Here is an 18902-nt window from a genome sequence, read left to right on the forward strand (position 1 = left end):
GGCTCACCCACCCCTGTGCTCGCCGTCGACGCGGGTCCGCGCCACTCCGCCGGCGGACCGGGCGCAGGTGACGTCGGTGGACGGCAGGCGGCCGGTGGCCAGATAGGTGTTGACCGTCGTGTCGACGCAGTCGCTGCCGAACACGCCGTACACGGCGTGCTGGTCCGCGTCGCGGAGGGTCACCAGGCGCGAGGAGGGCCACATGCGGCGCACGGCCTGCGCGTTCCGGTGGACGGTGCGCGGGTCGCCCGTGGCGCTGACCAGCAGGGCCGGCAGGTCGCCGCGGATCGCGGTCGGGCGCTCGCGCGGTCGGTCCCAGAAGGCGCACGGCCCGACGGAGTGGGTGACGGGGCCGAACAACGGGTCCTGGGCGCGGGCGCGTTCGACGTCACGCCAGTACACCTCCGGTGAACGTGGCGCCGGCACGTCCCCGCACAGGATGGCCGCCTGGACGCTGCCGTACGCGGACGCCGATCCGTCCAGCAGGAAGGAGAGCGTCGCCGCGAATCCCGGTGAGGGGGTGACCGGACGGCCTTCGGCGGCGCGCCGCATGTCCCGTACGGCTCCGGCGAGATCGGCGTAGGCGTCGTCGTTGTCCTGGGAGAGGCCGCTGAAGACGACGACGGGCAGCACGTGCTCGTCCACCCGGTGGTGGCCGATCACCAGCGGGGCCCGCCCGGCCGCGTCCTGCACGCCGTCCACGACCGCCAGCACCTCGTCCCGGGTGCGGCCCAGACCGTACGCCGAGTCACGGGCGGCCGCCCAGGTGGCCCAGCCCTCCAGGGCGTGCCTGTTGGCCGACTCCGTGCCGCGCAGCAACCGGGGGCTGTAGCGGTCGGGGTCGACGACGCCGTCCAGGACGACCCGGTCGGTGCGGCCGGGGAACATCGTCGCGTACACCTGACCGAGGTAGGTGCCGTAGGAGTAGCCGAGGTAGGAGATCCGGCGTTCGCCGAGCGCGGCGCGGACGACGTCCAGGTCGCGGGCGGTGTTCCGGGTGGTGGCGTACGGCAGGACGTCGCCCTGGGACGCCCGGCAGCGGTCGGCGAGGTCCTTGGCCAGCGCCACCGTGCGGTCGAACCCGGCACGGTCCTTCCCCGCGCCGCGGATGAAGGAGCCGGTGGGCCACCGGCAGTCCAGCGGCGTGCTGCGCCCGACGAAACGGGGGTCGACGCCCACCACGTCGTAGCGCTCACCGACCTGCTTCATCGAGGCGCGTACCCACGGCGGGTCCCCGATCGTCTGACCGCCCGGGCCCCCGCCGTTGAGCAGCAGCGCGCCCACACGCCGGTCCATGTCGGTGGCCCGGATGCGCGAGACGGCGACGGTGATCGTACGGCCGTTCGGCTTGTCGTAGTTCAACGGGACCGTGACGTCGGCGCACCGGGCGCCGGCCTTCGCCAACTCCCTGCCGGTCTCGTCGTCGGGCCCGAGGACACAGCTCCTCCAGTCGAGGTGCTGGCGGTGGTAGCGGGCGAGGGGGTCGCCGGTCGCGCGGGAGGGTTCCGCCGCGGCGGGCGAGGCGACGGCGGGCGACGCGGCGATGGGCGATGTGACGAACGTGAGGGTCCCGGCCAGCAGGAGCGCTGCCCCCGCCGCGGCGCGCGACACGAGCCGGCGCTGGCCGCTGCTCGCGAGCCCGCGTCCGCGGCCGGTGGTTGACGAGGGGCCGGTGGCGGACGCGGCCGCTCCCGGTCGGCCGCCGGGCAGGGGAGAGGGGGAGCCGGTCATGCGTAGGTCCTTTCGGAAGGCGTGCCCTCGCAGAGGGACCGGTCGACGAGGTCGAGGAAGTCGGACTCGGCGCGGAGCGAGGCGGGCACCTCGTTGAGGGCGACGGCGGCGCTGCGGCCGCCCGGACCGACGGCGACCAGTGCCCGGTGACCGCCGGGCACCGTGCCCGCGTGCCCCCACCACGTCCCGCCGCAGGACAGCGGCGTCGAGATCAGGCCCAGCCCGTAGCGGGCGCCCGGCCAGAGCCGGTCGGCGTCGGCCTCCACCGTCCGCCGCATCTCCGCGAGTTGGGCCGCGGGCAGCAGGCGGCCGTCGAACAGGGCGGTGGCGAACCGTGTCAGGTCGCCCGGTGACGAGACGAGGGCGCCGCCGACCCCGCCGAAGGTCATGTTCCAGGCGGTGCCGTCGACGCGTCGGCCGTCGCCGTCGGTGAAGTAGCTGCGGGAGTGCGGTCCTCGCAGGTGGACGTCGTCACCGGGCCAACGGGTGTCGCGGAGCCCGAGCGGCTCGATGATCCGGCGAGTGATCTCCGTCTCGGCGGAACGGCCGGTGACCTCGCGGACGATCATGCCGAGGACCAGGTAGTTGGTGGTGGCGTAGTGCCACGTGCCCTGGGGGCGGGGCAGTTCGAGCGCACGGGCGACGAGGTCGCGCGGCTCGAAGTGCCGGTACCGCCGCTGTTCGAGACGCTCCCACTCGGGGGCGTCGAGGAAGTCGGGCAATCCGCTGGTGTGCCTGAGGAGTTGCCGCACGGTGATCGGCCGGCCGTCGGGGCCGCCGACCGGGAGCAGGCCGGGCAGATAGCGGTCGACGGGGGCGTCCAGGGCGAGGCGGTGTTCGGCGACGAGTTGCAGGACGACGGCCGCGGTGAACGTCTTGGTCACACTGCCGGCCCGCAGCCGGTCGGCGGCGTTCATCGGGCGCCCGGTGCGCACATCGGCGGTTCCGGCGGCCTCGCTCCAACGCCCGCAGGATCCGCGGGCGTCGGGGTCGGTCACCAGGACCGCTGCCCCGGTGATGCCGTCGTGGTCGGTGAGGACACGCAGTGCCTGCCGGGTCCCGTCGTGCGTGCCGCAGTTCCGGGCGGGGCGTGAGTCCGGCGCCTGCGCGGTCGCCGTCGGGCCGGTGGCCAGGACGACGGCGGCCACGAGTGCCGCGAGACCGGCACGCCGGCCGGTCTTCGTGATCGGTGAGAAGGTTGGCATGCCACCTCACGGTAGGCATGGGCCGCCGCATGATCACTCCGGCAGGCAGGTGCTTGCGAGGTGCCGCCGGCCCGAGCGGCGAGCCGGGAGCCGGCCCCATGGACGGGGTGGGCCGACCGCTGCTATGGCCAGCGGTCGTACGTGTTGTCCGCTGGAGCGTCGAGGAGTGCTTCCAGGCCGCCCGGGGCCGGGTCGGACTCGGGCGGCGCTACTTTCGGGACACGCCCTGGCCCTGTGGCGGCGCCGTCGAGCCGCGGGGGGTGAGCGAAGGGGTGGCGACCTGGTGGGACCGGGCTTCCCCGTCGTCGATGACCGCGAACAGGGTCCGGGCGACGTCCGCGCCGAACCCGTGCACGTCGTGGCTCATCGCGGACAGCGGCGGGTGGGTCAGCCGGCACAGCTGGGAGTCGTCCCAGGCGAGCAGGGAGAGGTCACGCGGCACCGACAGGCCCAGTTCCGCGGCGACGGCGGTCCCGGCGACCGCCATGATGTCGTTGTCGTAGAGGACGGCCGTGGGCCGCTCGGCCATGAGCAGCAGGGAACGGGTGGCGCGGGCCCCCTCCTCGCCCTCGTAGCCGGTGGCGATCTGAAGGTCGTCGGCGAGGCCCAGTTCGCGCGTGGCCTCGGTGAACGCCTTCGCGCGGATGGCGCTGTGCCCGAGTCCGGCGGGCCCGCCGACCCGGGCGATACGGCGATGGCCGAGCGCCGCGAGATAGCGCACGGCCTCCGTGGCGGCGGTGGCGTCGTCCGTCCACACCGAGGTGAAGCCGCCCGTCAGCGACGGGTGGCCGACCGCCACCGCGGGGAGCCCGATGGCCCGCAGCGCGGGCACGCGGGGGTCGTTCTCACGGAAGTCGACCAGGATCGACCCGCCCACCTGCCGGCCCTGCCACCACCTCTGCTGGAGCGCGATCTCCTCTTCCACGTCCCGCACCAGGTGCAGCAGGAGCGAGCAGGACCGCTCGGCCAGCACGCTCTCCACCCCGGAGATGAACTCCATGTAGAACGGCTCGAGGCCGAGCAGCCGGGCCGGCCGGCAGATGGCGAGGCCGACGGTGTCGACCCTGGTCCCGGAGGACAGGCCGCGGGCCCGGACGTTGGGGGCCCAGCCCAGGTCCCGGGCCGCCTGGAAGATGCGGTCACGGGTGGCGTCGGACACGCCGGGCCTGTCGTTGAAGGCGAGCGACACCGCTCCCTTCGACACGCCGGCCCGGGCCGCCACGTCCTTGATGGTGACGCGCCGGGGAGGTGCCGCGCTCACGTCGGTTCCACGCAGAAGAGGGCCGCCCGGGCCGCCGAGGCGTCGGGCTCGGGCCAGCCGCCCACCCGGATCCTGGCCCGCTCGCCGGGAAGCAGGGTGACGAGACCTGTGTCGGCCGTCGCGTCGGGGGCGAGGCGGTCGGGTTGCAGGAGGAGGTCCCGTACGAGGGTGTGCGCTGTGACCACGACGTCGACTGTATCCGCAGCGCCGGCGACCGGTTCCACGCGCACGTCGAACCGGGGGCGCGGGTAGGGGAACGCGCGGTCCGGCACGGGGAAGTGCACGGCGCGCAGCCCGTCCACGTCCGCGACCAGGAACTCTCCCTCCCCGGTGACGCCCGGCGCGGCCACGGGCAGCGGTGTCCGGACGGCGTCACGCGCGGCCACCTCCACGGTGAGCGGCACCCGGGCCGGCACGCTCCCGTCGGCGGTGATCCGGCGGACGGTGACCTCCGCCCGCCACGGGGCGGCCGACTGGTTGACCAGCCCGAGCACGACCCCCTCCGGGGCGGGCTGGAGGGTGAGCAGCCGGTCGGCGTACAGGCGCCGCAACTCGTGGTGGAGCGGCTTGAGCCGGCCGTCCCCGTCGACGGCGGACCAGGAACTGACCGGCCAGCAGTCGTTGAGCTGCCACACGATCGTGCCCGCGCAGCGGGGCCAGTGGGAGCGCCAGTGCTCGACGCCCGCGGCGATCGCCCGTGCCTGGACCACCTGGGTCAGGTAGTGCCAGCGGTCGAAGTCGCCCTCGGGGAGCGCGAAGTGGCGTGCCACCCCGCGGTTCAGCTTGCCGTTGCCGTCCTCGGCCTTCTGGTGGTGCAGCATGCCGGGCGAGTCGGGCGCCAGGTCCTCGCCCGGCAGGGCGCGGCGCAGGGTGGCCAGGGCGGGCGGCGCCTGCCAGCCGAACTCGGCGACGAACCGGGGGACGCTGTCGCGGTACTCGGCGAAGTCGCGGCGGTTCCACACCTCCCAGGAGTGGTGGGTGCCGTGCGCCGGGTCGTTGGGGTGGTGGTCCCAGGAGCCGGACCAGGGGCTGCCCGCCGTGTACGGCCGGGTCGGGTCGAGCTCGGCCACGACCCGCGGCAGCAGGCCCAGGTAGTACCCCTCGCCCCAGGAGTCCCCGGCGAGTTCGGGCTCCCACCCCCAGTCCCGGAAGCCCCACAGGTTCTCGTTGTTGCCGTTCCACACCACCAGCGAGGGGTGCGGCATGAGACGCACGACGTTCTCCCGCGCCTCGGCCTCCACCTCGCCGCGCAGCGGCTGCTCCTCGGGGTAGGCCGAGCAGGCGAACAGGAAGTCCTGCCACACCATCAGGCCGAGTTCGTCGCAGGCGTCGTAGAAGGCCTCGTCCTCGTAGATGCCGCCGCCCCAGACGCGGACGAGGTCGACGTTCGCGTCAGCGGCCTGGGTGAGGCGGTGGAGGTAGCGCTCGGGGGTGACGCGGGAGGGCAGGACGTCGTCGGGGATCCAGTTCACGCCGCGGGTGAAGAGGCGCACGCCGTTGACGACGAGGGTGAAGCCGGTGCCGTGCTCGTCGGCGGTGCGATCGAGTTCGATCGTGCGGAAGCCGATCCGGCGCCGCCAGGTGTCCAGCGTGCTGTCGCCGTCGGCGAGCGTGACCGTCAGGTCGTGGAGCGGCTGTTCGCCCTGGCCGCGCGGCCACCACAGCTCCGGCTCGGGAACGTCCAGGACGAGGGTCGCATCCGTGCCCTCGACGGTGACTTCGGTGTCGACGCCGGCCACCGAGGCCCGCGCGGTCAGCGGGCGCCCGGCTCCGGTGGCGGTGCGCTCCACGGTGAGGTGGACCTCCACCCGTCCGCTTGTCCCGGCGACCGTGACCGCGGGCCGGACCTGGGAGATCCGCGCGGTCGACCAGTGCTCCAGGCGGACCGGCCGCCACATTCCGGCGGTGACGACGGTGGGGCCCCAGTCCCAGCCGAAGGCGCAGGCCATCTTGCGGATGTACTGGGACGGTTCGGGATAGACGTTGGGCCGGTCGCCGACCGCCTTGCGCACCGCCTCCGCCTCCTCGCGGGCCGGGGCGAAGAGCACCCGGAGCTCGCCGCCGCGGCCGGTGACGTCGAACCGGTACGAGCGGTGCATGTTGCGGGTCCGGCCGAGCACCTCGCCGTCCAGGGTGATCTCGGCCGCGGTGTCGAGGCCGTCGAAGACCAGGTCCGTCCGCTCGTGGGCGCTCTCGGCGGTGAGCCGGGCGGTGTAGGTCCAGGCGCGGTCGCCGACCCAGGCCACCTCGTGCTCGTCGGCGCCGATGAAGGGGTCCGGGATGAGCCCCGCGTCCAGGAGATCGGCGTGCACGCAGCCCGGCACCCGGGCGGGCAACACCTCGTCCCCGTGACACAGCCCCCACCCGTCGCTGAGCAGGGTGACGTCCTTCATGTGCGGCTCCCCTCACGGAGGTCGGTCTCGGTCGCGGCGCAGGCCAACCTAACCGTCCGGGCAAGCGATGTCCATAAACCGGTATAGCTCCGCCCTGTGTGCGGCTTATGGCGAGTTTTACCTTGATATAGCCCCGCGTAATCGTCGACCCCAGGAGGAGGGGTAACGAATTCGTCCCTGGAGCTTTACCGGTTCAATTCAGCGGTGTCATAGTGCCGACAGCCCGAAGGAGGGTCAGAGCCGCACACTGGAGGGAGCTGGGCGTATGGGGAGGAAAGCGTTAACCGTCGCCGCGCTGATCGCCGTCACGGCGGTCACCGCGACGGGATGCACGGGAGCGGCGGCGCCGAAGGGCGAGTCGGCCGCCGCGGCCTCGGACCCGGGCAGCGTGTCCGGCGCCATCACCGTCCTGACGCACCGTACGGACCTGGTGCAGAACGGGACCCTGAAGAAGTACGCCGCCGAGTTCAACAAGGTCTATCCCGAGGTGACGGTGAAGTTCGACGCCCTCACCGACTACGAGGGCGAAGTCAAGATCCGCATGAACACCGCCAACTACGGTGACGTGCTGATGATCCCCAACGCGATAGCGAAGAAGGACTACCCCTCGTTCTTCGCCTCCCTCGGCAGCGCCACCGAGCTGAGCAGGAAGTACCGCTTCACCGACAAGGCGAACGTCGACGGCAAGGTCTACGGCCTCGCCACCGTGGGCAACTCCGACGGCTTCGTCTACAACAAGGCCGTCTGGAAGAAGGCCGGCATCACCTCCTGGCCCACCAGCCCCGAGCAGTTCCTGGCCGGCCTCAGGGCCGTCAAGGCCAAGACCGGCGCGGTGCCGTACTACACGAACTTCAAGGACCAGTGGCCGGTGACCGCCGGCACCGCGAGCATCGGCTCGGTCACCTGCGACGCGCAAGCCAACGACAAGCTGGCGACCTCCACCGCCCCCTGGGCCGCGGGCGGCGACCTCAACGTCATCGACACCCTGCTCTACGACGTCGTCCACGAGAAGCTCATCGAGAAGGACCCCACCACCACCAACTGGGAGAACTCCAAGGGCATGATCGCCCGCGGTGAGATCGCCACCATGCAGCTCGGCTCCTGGGCCATCAGCCAGATGCAGAACGCGGCGAGGACGGCCGGGACGAACCCCGACGACATCGGCTTCATGCCGTTCCCCGCGCAGACGAACGGCAAGTTCTGCAGCATGCTCTCCTCCGACTACCAGGACGCGGTGAGCATCCACTCGAAGAACAAGCCCGCGGCCCGGGCGTGGGTCGACTGGTTCACCGACAAGTCCGGCTTCGCGCAGAACGAGGGCTCGATCCCGACGCTCAGGTCCGGTGCCCTGCCGGCCACCCTGAAGCCGTTCCAGGACAACGGTGTCAGCATGCTGGAGCGCTCCGAGGCCAGGAGCAGCCAGGTCAACGCCATCGACAACGCGGCCGAGATCGGTCTGGCCAAGCCCGACTACCGGCAGAAGCTCGTCGACATGGCACGAGGCGTCCAGGGCGGAAGCCTGAAGGACTACTTCGCCGGCCTCGACGAGAAGTGGAGCCGGGCAGCGAAGTCCGCGGGCAGCTGACGGGGAGACACCCGGGTCCGGGGCCGTGTGCCTTCCGGCCGGCCCCGGCCGCCGACCGCGTCCAGTGGACGACCGAAAGGCCGACATGACCCACACCGTTCACACGTCCACCGCGCGCGTGGACAAGGAGGGCGCCGGCGCCCGTACGGCGGCGAGCGGTTCCCCCTCCGGCCGGGGAGTGCTGCGCCGGGCGACCCCGTGGCTGTTCCTGCTGGCGCCGCTGGCCCTGCTGATCACGTTCACCTACGTGCCCGTGGCGAACATGGTCTACTACAGCTTCACCGACTGGGACGGCGTCAGCCCCGAGATCCACCTCACCGGGACCGACAACTACGTCGAGCTGTTCACCCGGCCCGAGCTGTTCCGGGTGTTCCTCGTCAGCCTGTACTACCTGGCAGCGTCCGCCGTGCAGATCGTCGTCGCCCTGTACTTCGCGACCGTCCTCAGCTTCGACGTGCGCCTGCGCAACCTCTTCAAGGGCATCCTGTTCTTCCCGTACCTCATCAACGGCGTCGCCATCGGGTTCGTCTTCCTGTACTTCTTCCAGGACGGCGGCACCCTCGACTCGGTGCTGTCCTGGTTCGGCGTGGGCGCCGACCGCGCCTGGCTCGGCACACCGACGTCCGCGAACGTCTCCCTGGCGGGTGTGTCCGTCTGGCGTTTCACCGGCCTGAACTTCGTGCTCTTCCTGGGGGCGATCCAGTCCGTCCCGGGTGAGCTGTACGAGGCGGCCCAGCTCGACGGCGCCACCCGGTGGCACCAGTTCAGGTACCTGATCCTGCCGAGCATCCGGCCCGTGGTCAGCCTGAGCGTGATCCTCGCCGTGTCCGGCTCGCTGTCGGTGTTCGAGATCCCCTACATCATGACCGGCGGCGCCACCGGCACCATGACCTTCGTCATGCAGACGGTGAAGCTCGCGTTCCAGTTCAACAAGACGGGCCTGGCCTCCGCCGCCGCCGTCGTCCTGCTCCTGATCGTCCTGCTGATCACCTGGATCCAGCGCCGCCTCGTGCCCGACGAGAGGGTCGACCTCGTATGACCACCGACGCCGTGGACGGCCGCCGTCCCCGGGGCATCGCCTCGGTCCTCATCCATCTGTCCCTGGTCCTGGCCTCACTGGTGGTCCTGGTCCCCCTGGCCGTCGTCTTCCTCACCTCGCTGAAGACGGAGAAGGAGGCGACGGACGGCGGCGGCGCCTTCCAGCCGCCGGGCGACTGGCTGAACTTCTCCAACTACGCCACGGCCTTCCGGGACGGCCAGATGCTGTCGGCGTTCGGGAACACCGCCTTCATCCTGCTGTTCTCCATCACCGGCACCGTGATCATCGGCTCGATGACCGCGTACGCCGTCGACCGCTTCCGCTTCCGGGGCAGGAAGCCGGTCATGGGGCTGTTCCTGGTCGCCACCCTGGTACCGGGTGTGACCACGCAGGTGGCCACCTTCCAGGTGGTCAACAGCTTCGGCCTCTTCGACACCCGGTGGGCGCCGATCCTGCTGTACATGGGCACCGACATCGTGTCCATCTACATCTTCCTGCAGTTCATCCGCTCCATCCCCGTCTCCCTCGACGAGGCCGCCCGGCTCGACGGCGCCAACGCGCTCACCGTCTACTGGCGGATCATCTTCCCGCTGCTCAAGCCGGCGATCGCCACCGTCGTCATCATCAAGGGCATCACGGTCTACAACGACTTCTACATCCCGTTCCTCTACATGCCCTCCGAGGACCTCGGCACGATGTCCACCGCCCTGTTCCGCTTCAAGGGCCCCTTCGGCGCCCACTGGGAGGCCATCTCGGCCGGCGCGATCCTCGTCATCGTGCCGACGCTCGTCGTCTTCCTCTTCCTCCAGCGCTACATCTACAACGGGTTCGCACGCGGCGCCGGCAAGTGAGGCCGGCGACCGGCCACTTGCCCGCGTGACCCCGCTCGGCCGGCTCACGGCTCGAAACGAGCCGCCCTTCCCGCACGCCGCCCTTCCCGCACGAGGAATCGCCCCGTCGAAGGAGACGTACATGACCGACTCGCCGCTGAACCGCCGCACGTTCCTCGTCATCGGCACCGCGGTCGCCATGACGGCCGGCACCCGGTCGCCGGCGGCCGCCGCCCCCTCGGCGGCGCCTGCCCGCACCGCGACGCCGGTCCGGATCGTCGACGACAAGGCGACCCCCGCCACCCGTTCACTCTTCGCGTACCTGAAGAGGCAGCAGGGCAAGGGCATCCTGTTCGGTCACCAGCACGACCTCACCTACGGCTTCACCTTCACCACCCCCGACGGCAAGGCGTCCGACACCCTGGCGGCGGTGGGCGACCACCCCGCGGTCTTCGGCTGGGACACCCTCATCCTCGACGGCCGCGAACGCCCCGGCAGCGAGGACGCGACCGAGGCCGAGAACGTCGCCGCGCTCAGCCGGTGCATCCAGCAGGGCGACGCACGGGGCGGGATCAACACCCTCAGCGCCCACATGCCGAACTTCGTCACCGGCGGGGACTTCTACGACACCTCGGGCCGGGTGGTCGCCCAGATCCTCCCCGGGGGTGCGAAGCACGCCGAGTTCAACGCCTTCCTCGACCGCGTCGCGGCGGCGGTCAAGGGCGCGCGGCGGCCGGACGGCACCCTGATCCCGGTGATCTTCCGTCCCTTCCACGAGAACAACGGCGGCTGGTTCTGGTGGGGGGCGGGCCACACCTCGTCCGCCGAGTTCATCGAGGTGTACCGCTACACCGTCGAGTACCTGCGCGACACCCGGTGCGTCCGCAACCTGCTCTACGCCTACTCGCCCAACTCCGGCTTCGGAGGCGACCCGGCGGGCTACCTCAAGACCTACCCTGGCGACGCGTTCGTCGACGTCCTCGGCTACGACGCCTACGACGAATCAGCGGGCTCGACTGCCTGGCTCGACGGTCTGGTGAGGGACCTGGCGACGGTGGTCCGGCTGGCCGGCGAACGGGGCAAGGTGCCCGCCTACTCCGAGTTCGGGGAGAGCGGCACCGAGAACCGCGACCCGGACTGGTTCACCCGGCTCCTGGCGGCCGTCAAGGCGGACCCGCACGCCCGGCAGGCGACCTTCATGCTCACCTGGGCCAACTTCGGCGGCGCCAACCGCGCTTACGTCCCCTACCCGGGCCGGCCCCTGCTGCCCGACTTCGTCGAGTACCACAAGGACCCGTACACGGTGTTCGCCGCCGACCTGGGCGCTGTGTTCTCCCTGCGGACCACGGCCACCAGGAACGCCCCGGTCCTGCACCTCGTGACCCCCACGGACCGGCAGCGCGTGACGGTTCCCCGGACGACCGTCCGGGTGCGGGTCACCTCCGGGAAGGCGAGCCGGGTCACCTACTCCGTGAACGACGGCCCCGCCCGGCCGCTGCGCCTCGACGCCGACGGCTTCTGGTCGGGCGTCTGGCCGATCTCCCCGGCGTGGCCGGCCGACCGCTCGGTGACCGTGAAAGTGAGCGCGCGGGTGGGAGGCAGGACGTTCACCGACTCGTCCCTGGTCTTCCTCGGCGAGGCCGTGCCCCTGCCGGCCGGATGGGTCGACGACTTCGAGGGGTACGCCGGTGACGACGTCAGCCTGAGCGAGGCGTACAGCCATGTCAACGCCAACACCACCACCCTGACAACCGACCACAAGTCCTCGGGCTCCCACGGGCTGGCCTACGCCTACGACTTCACCGGCGCCGAGTACACCGGCATCGGCAAGCCGGTCGACGCCGACTGGTCGGCCTTCACCACCATGGCCCTGTGGCTGCAGGGGGACGGTTCCGGGAACGGGGCCGCGCTCCAGATCGTCGCCGGCGGCGCCTGCTTCGAGTACAGGGTCTCGCTGAGCGACACGAGCGGGAAGCAGGTCAGGGTGCCGTTCAGCGCGTTCGAGCCCGCCCCCTGGGACACCGAGCACGCCGGCGCGGTGCTCGACGCGGCCCGTCTCGCCAAGGTGACCGCGTTCAACCTGTACCTCGGCCACGGAGAGGACGCGGCGACCAGGGGAGTCGTCCACGTGGACGACATCAGAGCCGAATGAGCTCCTGAAGAAGCGACGACGGCCGGGGCCGCCACCCCCCACAGGAGAGGCCCCGACCGTCGCGCGGCACGGGCCGCGCGGCGGCCCGTATTCTCCTCAGCGCCGGGAGTGCGTTTTTTGTCACACCGCCAGGCGAGCCCCCGCGTCACGACTCGGTTGCATTTTGTACTGACATGGACGACCGGCGGTTTCAGGTCGTAACGTGCCTTTCGCGCCGGACGGCGGAGCGGCCGGAACACCGCGATCACCCGCGGACCAGTCGCGGACCATCCGTGGATCGGTGAGACCGCCATCATCAATCGAGGAACCACGACGTGGGGGACGACGCGGAGCTGACCGCCGCGGTGCTCGCGGCACAGCGCGGGGACGAGACCGGGTTCCGTGCTGTGTACCGCGCGGTGCACCCTCGGCTCCTCGGCTATGTCCGCACACTCGTCGGCGACCTCGAAGCGGAGGACGTCACCTCCGAGGCCTGGCTCCAGATCGCCCGCGACCTCGAACGCTTCAGCGGGGACGCCGACCGGTTCCGCGGCTGGGCCGCCCGGATAGCCCGCAACCGCGCCCTCGACCACATCCGCATGCGCGGCCGGCGGCCCGCCGTCGGCGGCGACGAGGCGGAGCTCACCGGCCGGCCCGCCGAGTCCGACACCGCCGGCGAGGCCATCGAGGCCCTCGCCACCGGCCGCACGCTCGACCTCATCGCCAGGCTGCCGCAGGACCAGGCCGAGGCCGTCGTCCTGCGGGTCGTCGTGGGTCTCGACGCCAAGACCGCCGCCGAGACCCTGGGCAAACGGCCCGGCGCGGTGCGCACCGCCGCCCACCGGGGGCTGAAGAAGCTCGCCGAGCTGCTCGGCGACGACCCCGAGACGGCCGGGGTCCTCGACGCGCTGCCGCCCCAACGCGCGACGCGCTCCCGCGCGATGACGACGTCCGCCGGTGTGACGCATGCGTACGCACGGACGCAGAAGGACATGTGATGGCCGACGAGCGCTGTGCCCACCCGGGGGACGACGAGCCCTCCGGCGACCCCGCCGCAGGCCGGCGTCCCGGCCGGTGGCTGGACGGCCGTACGGCGGAACGGCTGCTGGACGGGGACGCGCCGGACAACGCTGTCGCCCCCGCCCACCGTGACAAGGCCGAACGCCTCGCCCGCACCCTGAACGCCCTGGCCGCCCTCGCCGACCCGCCGGTCCCGCCGGACGAGGAACTCCCCGGCGAGGCGTCGGCCCTGGCGGCCTTCCGGAAGATCCACGCGGACCGCACGACACCCACCACCGCCTACGTCGACTCCCGTGACCCCGCCGCCGACCCGGCGGTGCTCGCGTTCCGCGCGGCCCGGGCCGACCGGGGCGACGCCTCCGTGGCGCAGGGCGCGCCCGCGCCTGACGACGGGGCGGACGCCCAAGTGGTGCGGATCGGCGCGGGGCGGCCCGAGCGGACGCCGTCGCGCCGGGGCCGGTCCGTGCGCCTGGGCGCGGCGGCCGCCCTGGCCGTCGGCATGGCGGGCGGGGTGGCGGCCGCGACCGGTGTCGGCGGGTTCCCCGCCCCCTTCGACGCCTCCGGGCCCGCCCCCGTCACCTCCGTCTCCGCCGCCGCCACCCCCGGACCTCCCAGCCCGCTCGCCTCCCCGTCGCGTCCGTCGTCCCCCTCACCCGCGCCGGGCGCGGGCCACGGCGGCCAGGCCGGCGCGGGCACCCCGGGCGGCACGGCGAGCGGCGGCCCGGCCTCCCCGAACGCCGGCGGCAAGGCCAAGGACGACGACGGCGGCGGCCCCGACGTCGGGAACCGCCGCGCCTGGCCGAGCGGCGTGCCCGCGGCCTGCCGGGACCTGCGCGACGGCAAGACCCTGAACCAGCAGCGCCGCCGTTCCCTGGAGAGCGCCGCGGGCGGCGTCCGGCGCGTTCCGGTGTACTGCGCCCGCGTGCTCACCGCGCCCGACGGCCCGTCCGGCACGGGAACCGGCGCGGGCGCCGGCACGGGGAAGCCCGGCGGCCAGGGCTGGACGGGCGGCCACGGCCAGAACGGCTGGGGCGGGCAGTACGGCGGCCCCGGGGGCGGCGAGGGAACAGGCTGGGGCGGCGGCAAGCCCGGCCTGGGCGACGGCCACGGCCACGGCCCTGATCACGGCCACGGCCACGACCGGGGCTGGGGCCAGAAGGGCGACAAGGGCGCGGACGACGGCCGCGGCGACGAGGACGGCGACGGCGGCACGAGCGGCGACGGCGACTAGCAACCCCCTCTGACCTGGGGTTTCTCCCGCCGTCGAAATTTCTCCGGCGCAGGTGTGACGTTTTTGCCGGGCCCGGCGCAGTTAGAAGTGAGCCGACTGGTCATCGGCCCTCGCATGGAGCCGGGGTTCCCCCCGTACCTACGGCTTCGTGCACCCGGCGCGGGTGGGACACGTTCCCCCGGTCCCGCCCGCGCCCCCCTTTCGGCCCCGGACGTCTCACCCTCGCCTCACCACGAGACGACGACCTTGTCGCCGTTCCTCACCTGCGCGAACAGCTTCGCGATCGCCCCCTCGTCCCGGACGTTCACACAGCCGTGCGACGCGCCCGCGTACCCCCGCATCGCAAAGTCGGACGAGTAGTGCACCGCCTGGCCGCCGCTGAAGAACATCGCGTACGGCATCGGCGAGTCGTAGAGCGTGGACACATGGTGGCGGGACTTCCAGTAGACCTGGAACACACCTTCACGGGTGGGCGTGTACTGCGAGCCGAACCGCACCGACATCGTCGACACGGTCCGCCCGTCGATCATCCAGCGCAGCGTCCGGCTGGTCTTGTCCACGCAGATCACCCGCCCGGTCAGGCACCGGGGGTCGGGCGCGGCGGCGGGCTGGCCGCCCAGCAGATACAGCTCCCAGCGGCCCGGCTCGTGGGTCATGGCCAGCAGCCGCTGCCAGGTCACGGTGTCCGTCTGCCCCGTGCGCGGCAGCCCGCGCTTGCCCTGGAACCCCTTCACCGCCTCCGCGGTCGCGCCGTCGTACGTGCCCGTCGGCCCGTCGTGCAGCCAGTCGACCTGCCGCAGCCGCGCCTGGAGTTCGCGCACGTCCCGCCCGTAGGCCCCGCGCGACCACAGGACGGCGGGGGGCGTGGCCGCCGCCGAGGCCGAGGGCGTGGGGCTCTGCGTGGGCGACGACGTCCCGGGGCCCTCGTCGGCCGCGGAAGCCGTCGGACCGGGAGCGCCCGAGAGGTCGCCCGCCTCCGGGCTGACGCGCACGTGGACCGGCGCCCGTCCCTTGGGGTCGCCGGGGGCGGGCTGCACCGTGCAGCCGCACACGGTCACCAGAGCCGCCGCACCCACCGCGGCGACGACCGCTCTCACCCTGCCGCGCCTGCCCGTGAAGCCCCTGGAGCCCGCGGCGTCCGTCATTGCCGTCATGCCCGTACTACGCACTCGCGACCCCCGTCGTCTCACCGTCGTACGTCCTCGGTCCCTGAATGGTCCACGGAGTTGTTCCCCGCGGATGACGACGCGCGAACGGCCCGGCATTGTTGGGACCGAAGGCGTGACGGTGCGGCGGAAGGTGTCACCCCATGGCACGCGAGTCGGAATCAGGGCTTCCCATCGAGCCGGTGTACGGACCGGACGGCCTCACGAGCGGCTGGGACCCGGCGGAGAGACTGGGCGAGCCGGGCTCGTACCCCTACACGCGGGGTGTGTACCCGACGATGTACACCGGGCGGCCCTGGACGATGCGCCAGTACGCCGGCTTCGGCACGGCCGCCGAGTCCAACGCCCGCTACAAGCAGCTCATCGCGCACGGCACGACCGGCCTGTCCGTCGCCTTCGACCTGCCCACCCAGATGGGCCACGACTCCGACGCCCCGCTCGCGCACGGCGAGGTCGGCAAGGTCGGGGTCGCCGTCGACTCCCTCGACGACATGCGGGTGCTGTTCGACGGGATCCCGCTGGACCGGGTCTCCACGTCGATGACGATCAACGCCCCGGCCGCCCTGCTGCTCCTGCTCTACCAACTGGTCGCCGAGGAACAGGGCGTGGGCGGCGACCGGCTCACCGGCACGATCCAGAACGACGTGCTCAAGGAGTACATCGCGCGCGGCACGTACATCTTCCCGCCGGGGCCCTCGCTGCGCTTGGTCGCCGACACGTTCAGGTACTGCCGGGCCGAGATCCCCCGGTGGAACACCATCTCCATCTCCGGCTACCACATGGCCGAGGCGGGGGCCTCGCCCGCGCAGGAGATCGCCTTCACCCTCGCCGACGGCGTCGAGTACGTCCGCACGGCGGTCGCGGCCGGCATGGACGTCGACGACTTCGCGCCCAGGCTCTCCTTCTTCTTCGTGGCCCGTACGACGCTGCTGGAGGAGGTCGCCAAGTTCCGTGCCGCGCGCCGCATGTGGGCGCGGCTGATGCGGGACGAGTTCGGCGCGCGCGACCCCAGGTCGCTGATGCTGCGCTTCCACACGCAGACGGCCGGCGTGCAGCTGACGGCCCAGCAGCCCGAGGTGAACCTCGTCCGGGTGGCCGTCCAGGCGCTCGGGGCGGTCCTCGGCGGCACCCAGTCCCTGCACACCAACTCCTTCGACGAGGCGATCGCGCTGCCCACCGACAAGAGCGCGCGCCTGGCCCTGCGTACGCAGCAGGTGCTCGCCCACGAGACGGACGTGACCGCGACGGTCGACCCCTTCGCCGGGTCGTACGCCGTGGAGCGGATGACCGACGACGTGGAGGCGGCGGCGCTGGAGCTGATGCGGAAGGTCGAGGACCTGGGAGGGGCGGTGGCGGCCATCGAGCGCGGCTTCCAGAAGCGGGAGATCGAGCGCAACGCCTACCGCATCGCCCAGGAGACCGACTCGGGGGAGCGGGTCGTCGTCGGCGTCAACCGCTTCCGCCTCGACGAGGAGGAGCCGTACGAGCCGCTCCGCGTGGACCCGGCCATCGAGGCCCGGCAGAAGGAGCGGCTGGCCCGGCTGCGCGCGGAGCGCGACCGGCCGGCGGTGGACGTGGCGCTGGCGGCCCTGCGCAAGGCCGCCGAGGGTGAGGACAACGTCCTGTACCCGATGAAGGAGGCGCTCAGGGCGCGGGCGACGGTGGGCGAGGTGTGCGGCGCCCTCCGGGGGGTCTGGGGGAGCCATGTGCCGGCGGAGGCGTTCTGAACCGGGGGATTCCGCCGAACGGGTGATCCAGGGCGGAAGAGGCGCATTCCCGGTCAGGCGCGCAGAGGGTGCCCTCCTCGACGGCGACGACTGGCGCCCCGGCACTAGCGCTGCCCGAACCGGCTGAGGTAGTCCACGACCCCGGCCGCCCGGTCCCCGGCCCAGCCGACATGGCCGTCCGGCCGGACGAGGAACAGCCCGGAGCCGTACGTCCCCCGCACGCCCTCGCCTTGGACCACCCGCACGGCGGCCGGAACCGCGTCCGGCGCCTGCGCGCCCACCGCGACCAGAGTCCAGTGCGGTCCCCGGAAGGCGTCGAAGAGACGGACGCCGCCGACCGTGCCGTCCGGCGCGCGGTCCCCGGCCCGTACCGCTCCCGGCGTCTCGCGCGTCTCCTCCGTCAGGCTGGACTCCCGGTAGCCGATGCCCAGTTGACGGGTCGCCGCTCCCCGCCGGGCCTCCCCGCGGTGCACGCGCGTCGACAGGCCCAGCATCTCGGCCGCGACGGGCCGCCGTTCCTCCTCGTAGGTGTCGAGCAGGGTGGCGTCCGCCCCGTCCCGCAGCACCGCGCCCAGCTTCCAGCCCAGGTTGTAGGCGTCCTGCACGCTGGTGTTGAGGCCCTGGCCGCCGGCCGGCGAGTGGACGTGCGCCGCGTCCCCGGCCAGGAACACCCGGCCGGAGCGGAACCGGTCCGCGAGGGCCGCCCGCGGGCGGAAGTCGGACGCCCAGCGCACTTCGGTCACGTCCTCGGGCGCGAGGTGCGAGCGGGCGGCGACGAGCTTGCGGACGCCGTCGAGGGAGAGGTCCACCTCGGCCCCCTCGGGGAACTGCGCCACCGCCTGGAAGTCCTCCGTGCCCGTGAGCGGGCAGATGACCAGGAAGCCGTCGTCCTCCCCGCGTGCGGGGAAGATGTGCCAGTTGTCGCGGTCCAGCCCGGTGATCCGCAGGTCAGCCACCAGCGTCGGCCGCGGGTCGACGCTCTCCCCGGTCATCCCGACGCCGAGCGCACGGCGCACGCCGGAGCGGCCGCCGTCCGCCGCGACGAGGTACCGCGCGCGGACGTTGGGCCCGGACGTGAAGTGCGCCGTCACGCCCTCCTCGTCCTCGGCGATCCCGATGACCTCCCGCCCGAAGGCGACCGTCCCGCCCAGTTCCTCCAGCCGCGCCCGCAGGATCTCCTGCGTCCGCCACTGCGGCACCAGCAGCGGCTCGGCGTACGGCGAGTCCTCGGTCGCCTCCGCCGGGTCGAACATCCGGTGCTCGCCCGTCCGCCGTCCGTCCTGCCAGATCATCCCGGCCGGGTAGCCGCCCCCGGCCGCGCGGATAGCGTCCAGTACGCCGAGGTCGTCGAAGACCTCCAGCGTGCGGGGCTGGAGGCCCTTGCCGCGCGAACCCGGGAACAGCGCGTCGCCCCGTTCCGCCACGAGCGCGTCCACCCCGCGCCGGGCGAGGTCGACGCCCAGGGTCAGCCCGCAGGGGCCCGCGCCGACGACCAGTACGTCCGTCGTGATCATTCCCAGTCTCCTTAACGCTGTTAAGTCCTGCCTGTCACGAAGACTGGCCTTAACGCCGTTAAGCTGTCA

The 18902-nt window shown here is 72.6% G+C and carries 13 protein-coding genes; 7 read left to right on the top strand and 6 right to left on the bottom strand.

Annotated features, from left to right (window positions below; all coding sequences use genetic code 11):
• Nucleotides 1-3: 3 nt before the first annotated feature.
• The 4 genes from EV567_RS18280 to EV567_RS18295 form a co-directional block, all read right to left on the bottom strand.
• Complete coding sequence (locus tag EV567_RS18280; protein WP_130441304.1) at nt 4-1731, bottom strand: alpha/beta hydrolase; 1728 nt, start codon at nt 1729-1731, stop codon at nt 4-6.
• Complete coding sequence (locus tag EV567_RS18285) at nt 1728-2936, bottom strand: serine hydrolase (RefSeq protein ID WP_130441306.1); 1209 nt, start codon at nt 2934-2936, stop codon at nt 1728-1730. Before EV567_RS18285 ends, EV567_RS18280 begins: the two co-directional genes overlap by 4 nt.
• A 208-nt stretch (nt 2937-3144) precedes the next feature.
• Nucleotides 3145-4197, bottom strand: coding sequence for a LacI family DNA-binding transcriptional regulator (locus tag EV567_RS18290; protein ID WP_130441308.1), 1053 nt, complete (start codon nt 4195-4197; stop codon nt 3145-3147).
• Entirely contained in the window at nt 4194-6590 is a 2397-nt protein-coding gene (locus EV567_RS18295; protein ID WP_130441310.1) for a glycoside hydrolase family 2 protein, read from the bottom strand. Before EV567_RS18295 ends, EV567_RS18290 begins: the two co-directional genes overlap by 4 nt.
• A 265-nt stretch (nt 6591-6855) precedes the next feature.
• Between EV567_RS18295 and EV567_RS18300 the strand changes: the two genes are divergently transcribed.
• The 6 genes from EV567_RS18300 (at nt 6856) to EV567_RS18325 (ending at nt 14426) form a co-directional block, all read left to right on the top strand.
• Complete coding sequence (locus EV567_RS18300) at nt 6856-8175, top strand: ABC transporter substrate-binding protein (protein WP_130441312.1); 1320 nt, start codon at nt 6856-6858, stop codon at nt 8173-8175.
• Between the two features lie 85 nt (nt 8176-8260).
• Complete coding sequence (locus EV567_RS18305) at nt 8261-9214, top strand: carbohydrate ABC transporter permease (protein WP_130441314.1); 954 nt, start codon at nt 8261-8263, stop codon at nt 9212-9214.
• Complete coding sequence (locus tag EV567_RS18310; RefSeq protein WP_130441316.1) at nt 9211-10065, top strand: carbohydrate ABC transporter permease; 855 nt, start codon at nt 9211-9213, stop codon at nt 10063-10065. Before EV567_RS18305 ends, EV567_RS18310 begins: the two co-directional genes overlap by 4 nt.
• Nucleotides 10066-10186: 121 nt before the next feature.
• Nucleotides 10187-12196: a glycosyl hydrolase gene (locus EV567_RS18315; RefSeq protein ID WP_130441318.1), complete on the top strand. Its 2010-nt coding sequence runs from the start codon at nt 10187-10189 to the stop codon at nt 12194-12196.
• A 314-nt stretch (nt 12197-12510) separates the two neighbouring features.
• Nucleotides 12511-13173 carry an RNA polymerase sigma factor gene (locus EV567_RS18320; RefSeq protein WP_130441320.1) on the top strand — a complete coding sequence of 221 codons (663 nt, stop codon included), beginning with the start codon at nt 12511-12513 and terminating at the stop codon, nt 13171-13173.
• On the top strand, nt 13173-14426 hold the full coding sequence (locus EV567_RS18325; RefSeq protein WP_130441322.1) for a hypothetical protein: 1254 nt from the start codon (nt 13173-13175) through the stop codon (nt 14424-14426). Before EV567_RS18320 ends, EV567_RS18325 begins: the two co-directional genes overlap by 1 nt.
• Before the next feature lie 227 nt (nt 14427-14653).
• Here the strand turns inward: EV567_RS18325 and EV567_RS18330 are convergent, their stop codons facing one another.
• The gene (locus EV567_RS18330; protein ID WP_242620901.1) at nt 14654-15571 is read right to left on the bottom strand and encodes a L,D-transpeptidase family protein; all 918 of its coding nucleotides are present in this window, start codon (nt 15569-15571) and stop codon (nt 14654-14656) included.
• Nucleotides 15572-15735: 164 nt separating this feature from the next.
• Here EV567_RS18330 and EV567_RS18335 point away from each other — a divergent pair, with 164 nt between their 5' ends.
• Nucleotides 15736-17319, top strand: a complete 1584-nt coding sequence (locus EV567_RS18335) for a methylmalonyl-CoA mutase (protein ID WP_130441326.1) — start codon at nt 15736-15738, stop codon at nt 17317-17319.
• A gap of 104 nt (nt 17320-17423) precedes the next feature.
• On the opposite strand, the gene EV567_RS18340 is transcribed toward EV567_RS18335, so the two are convergent.
• Nucleotides 17424-18833 (bottom strand): FAD-dependent oxidoreductase, encoded by a 1410-nt coding sequence (locus EV567_RS18340; protein WP_130441328.1) that lies wholly within the window; start codon nt 18831-18833, stop codon nt 17424-17426.
• Between the last annotated feature and the right edge of the window lie 69 nt (nt 18834-18902).

Source organism: Streptomyces sp. BK239, from assembly GCF_004217285.1.
Lineage (GTDB): Bacteria > Actinomycetota > Actinomycetes > Streptomycetales > Streptomycetaceae > Streptomyces.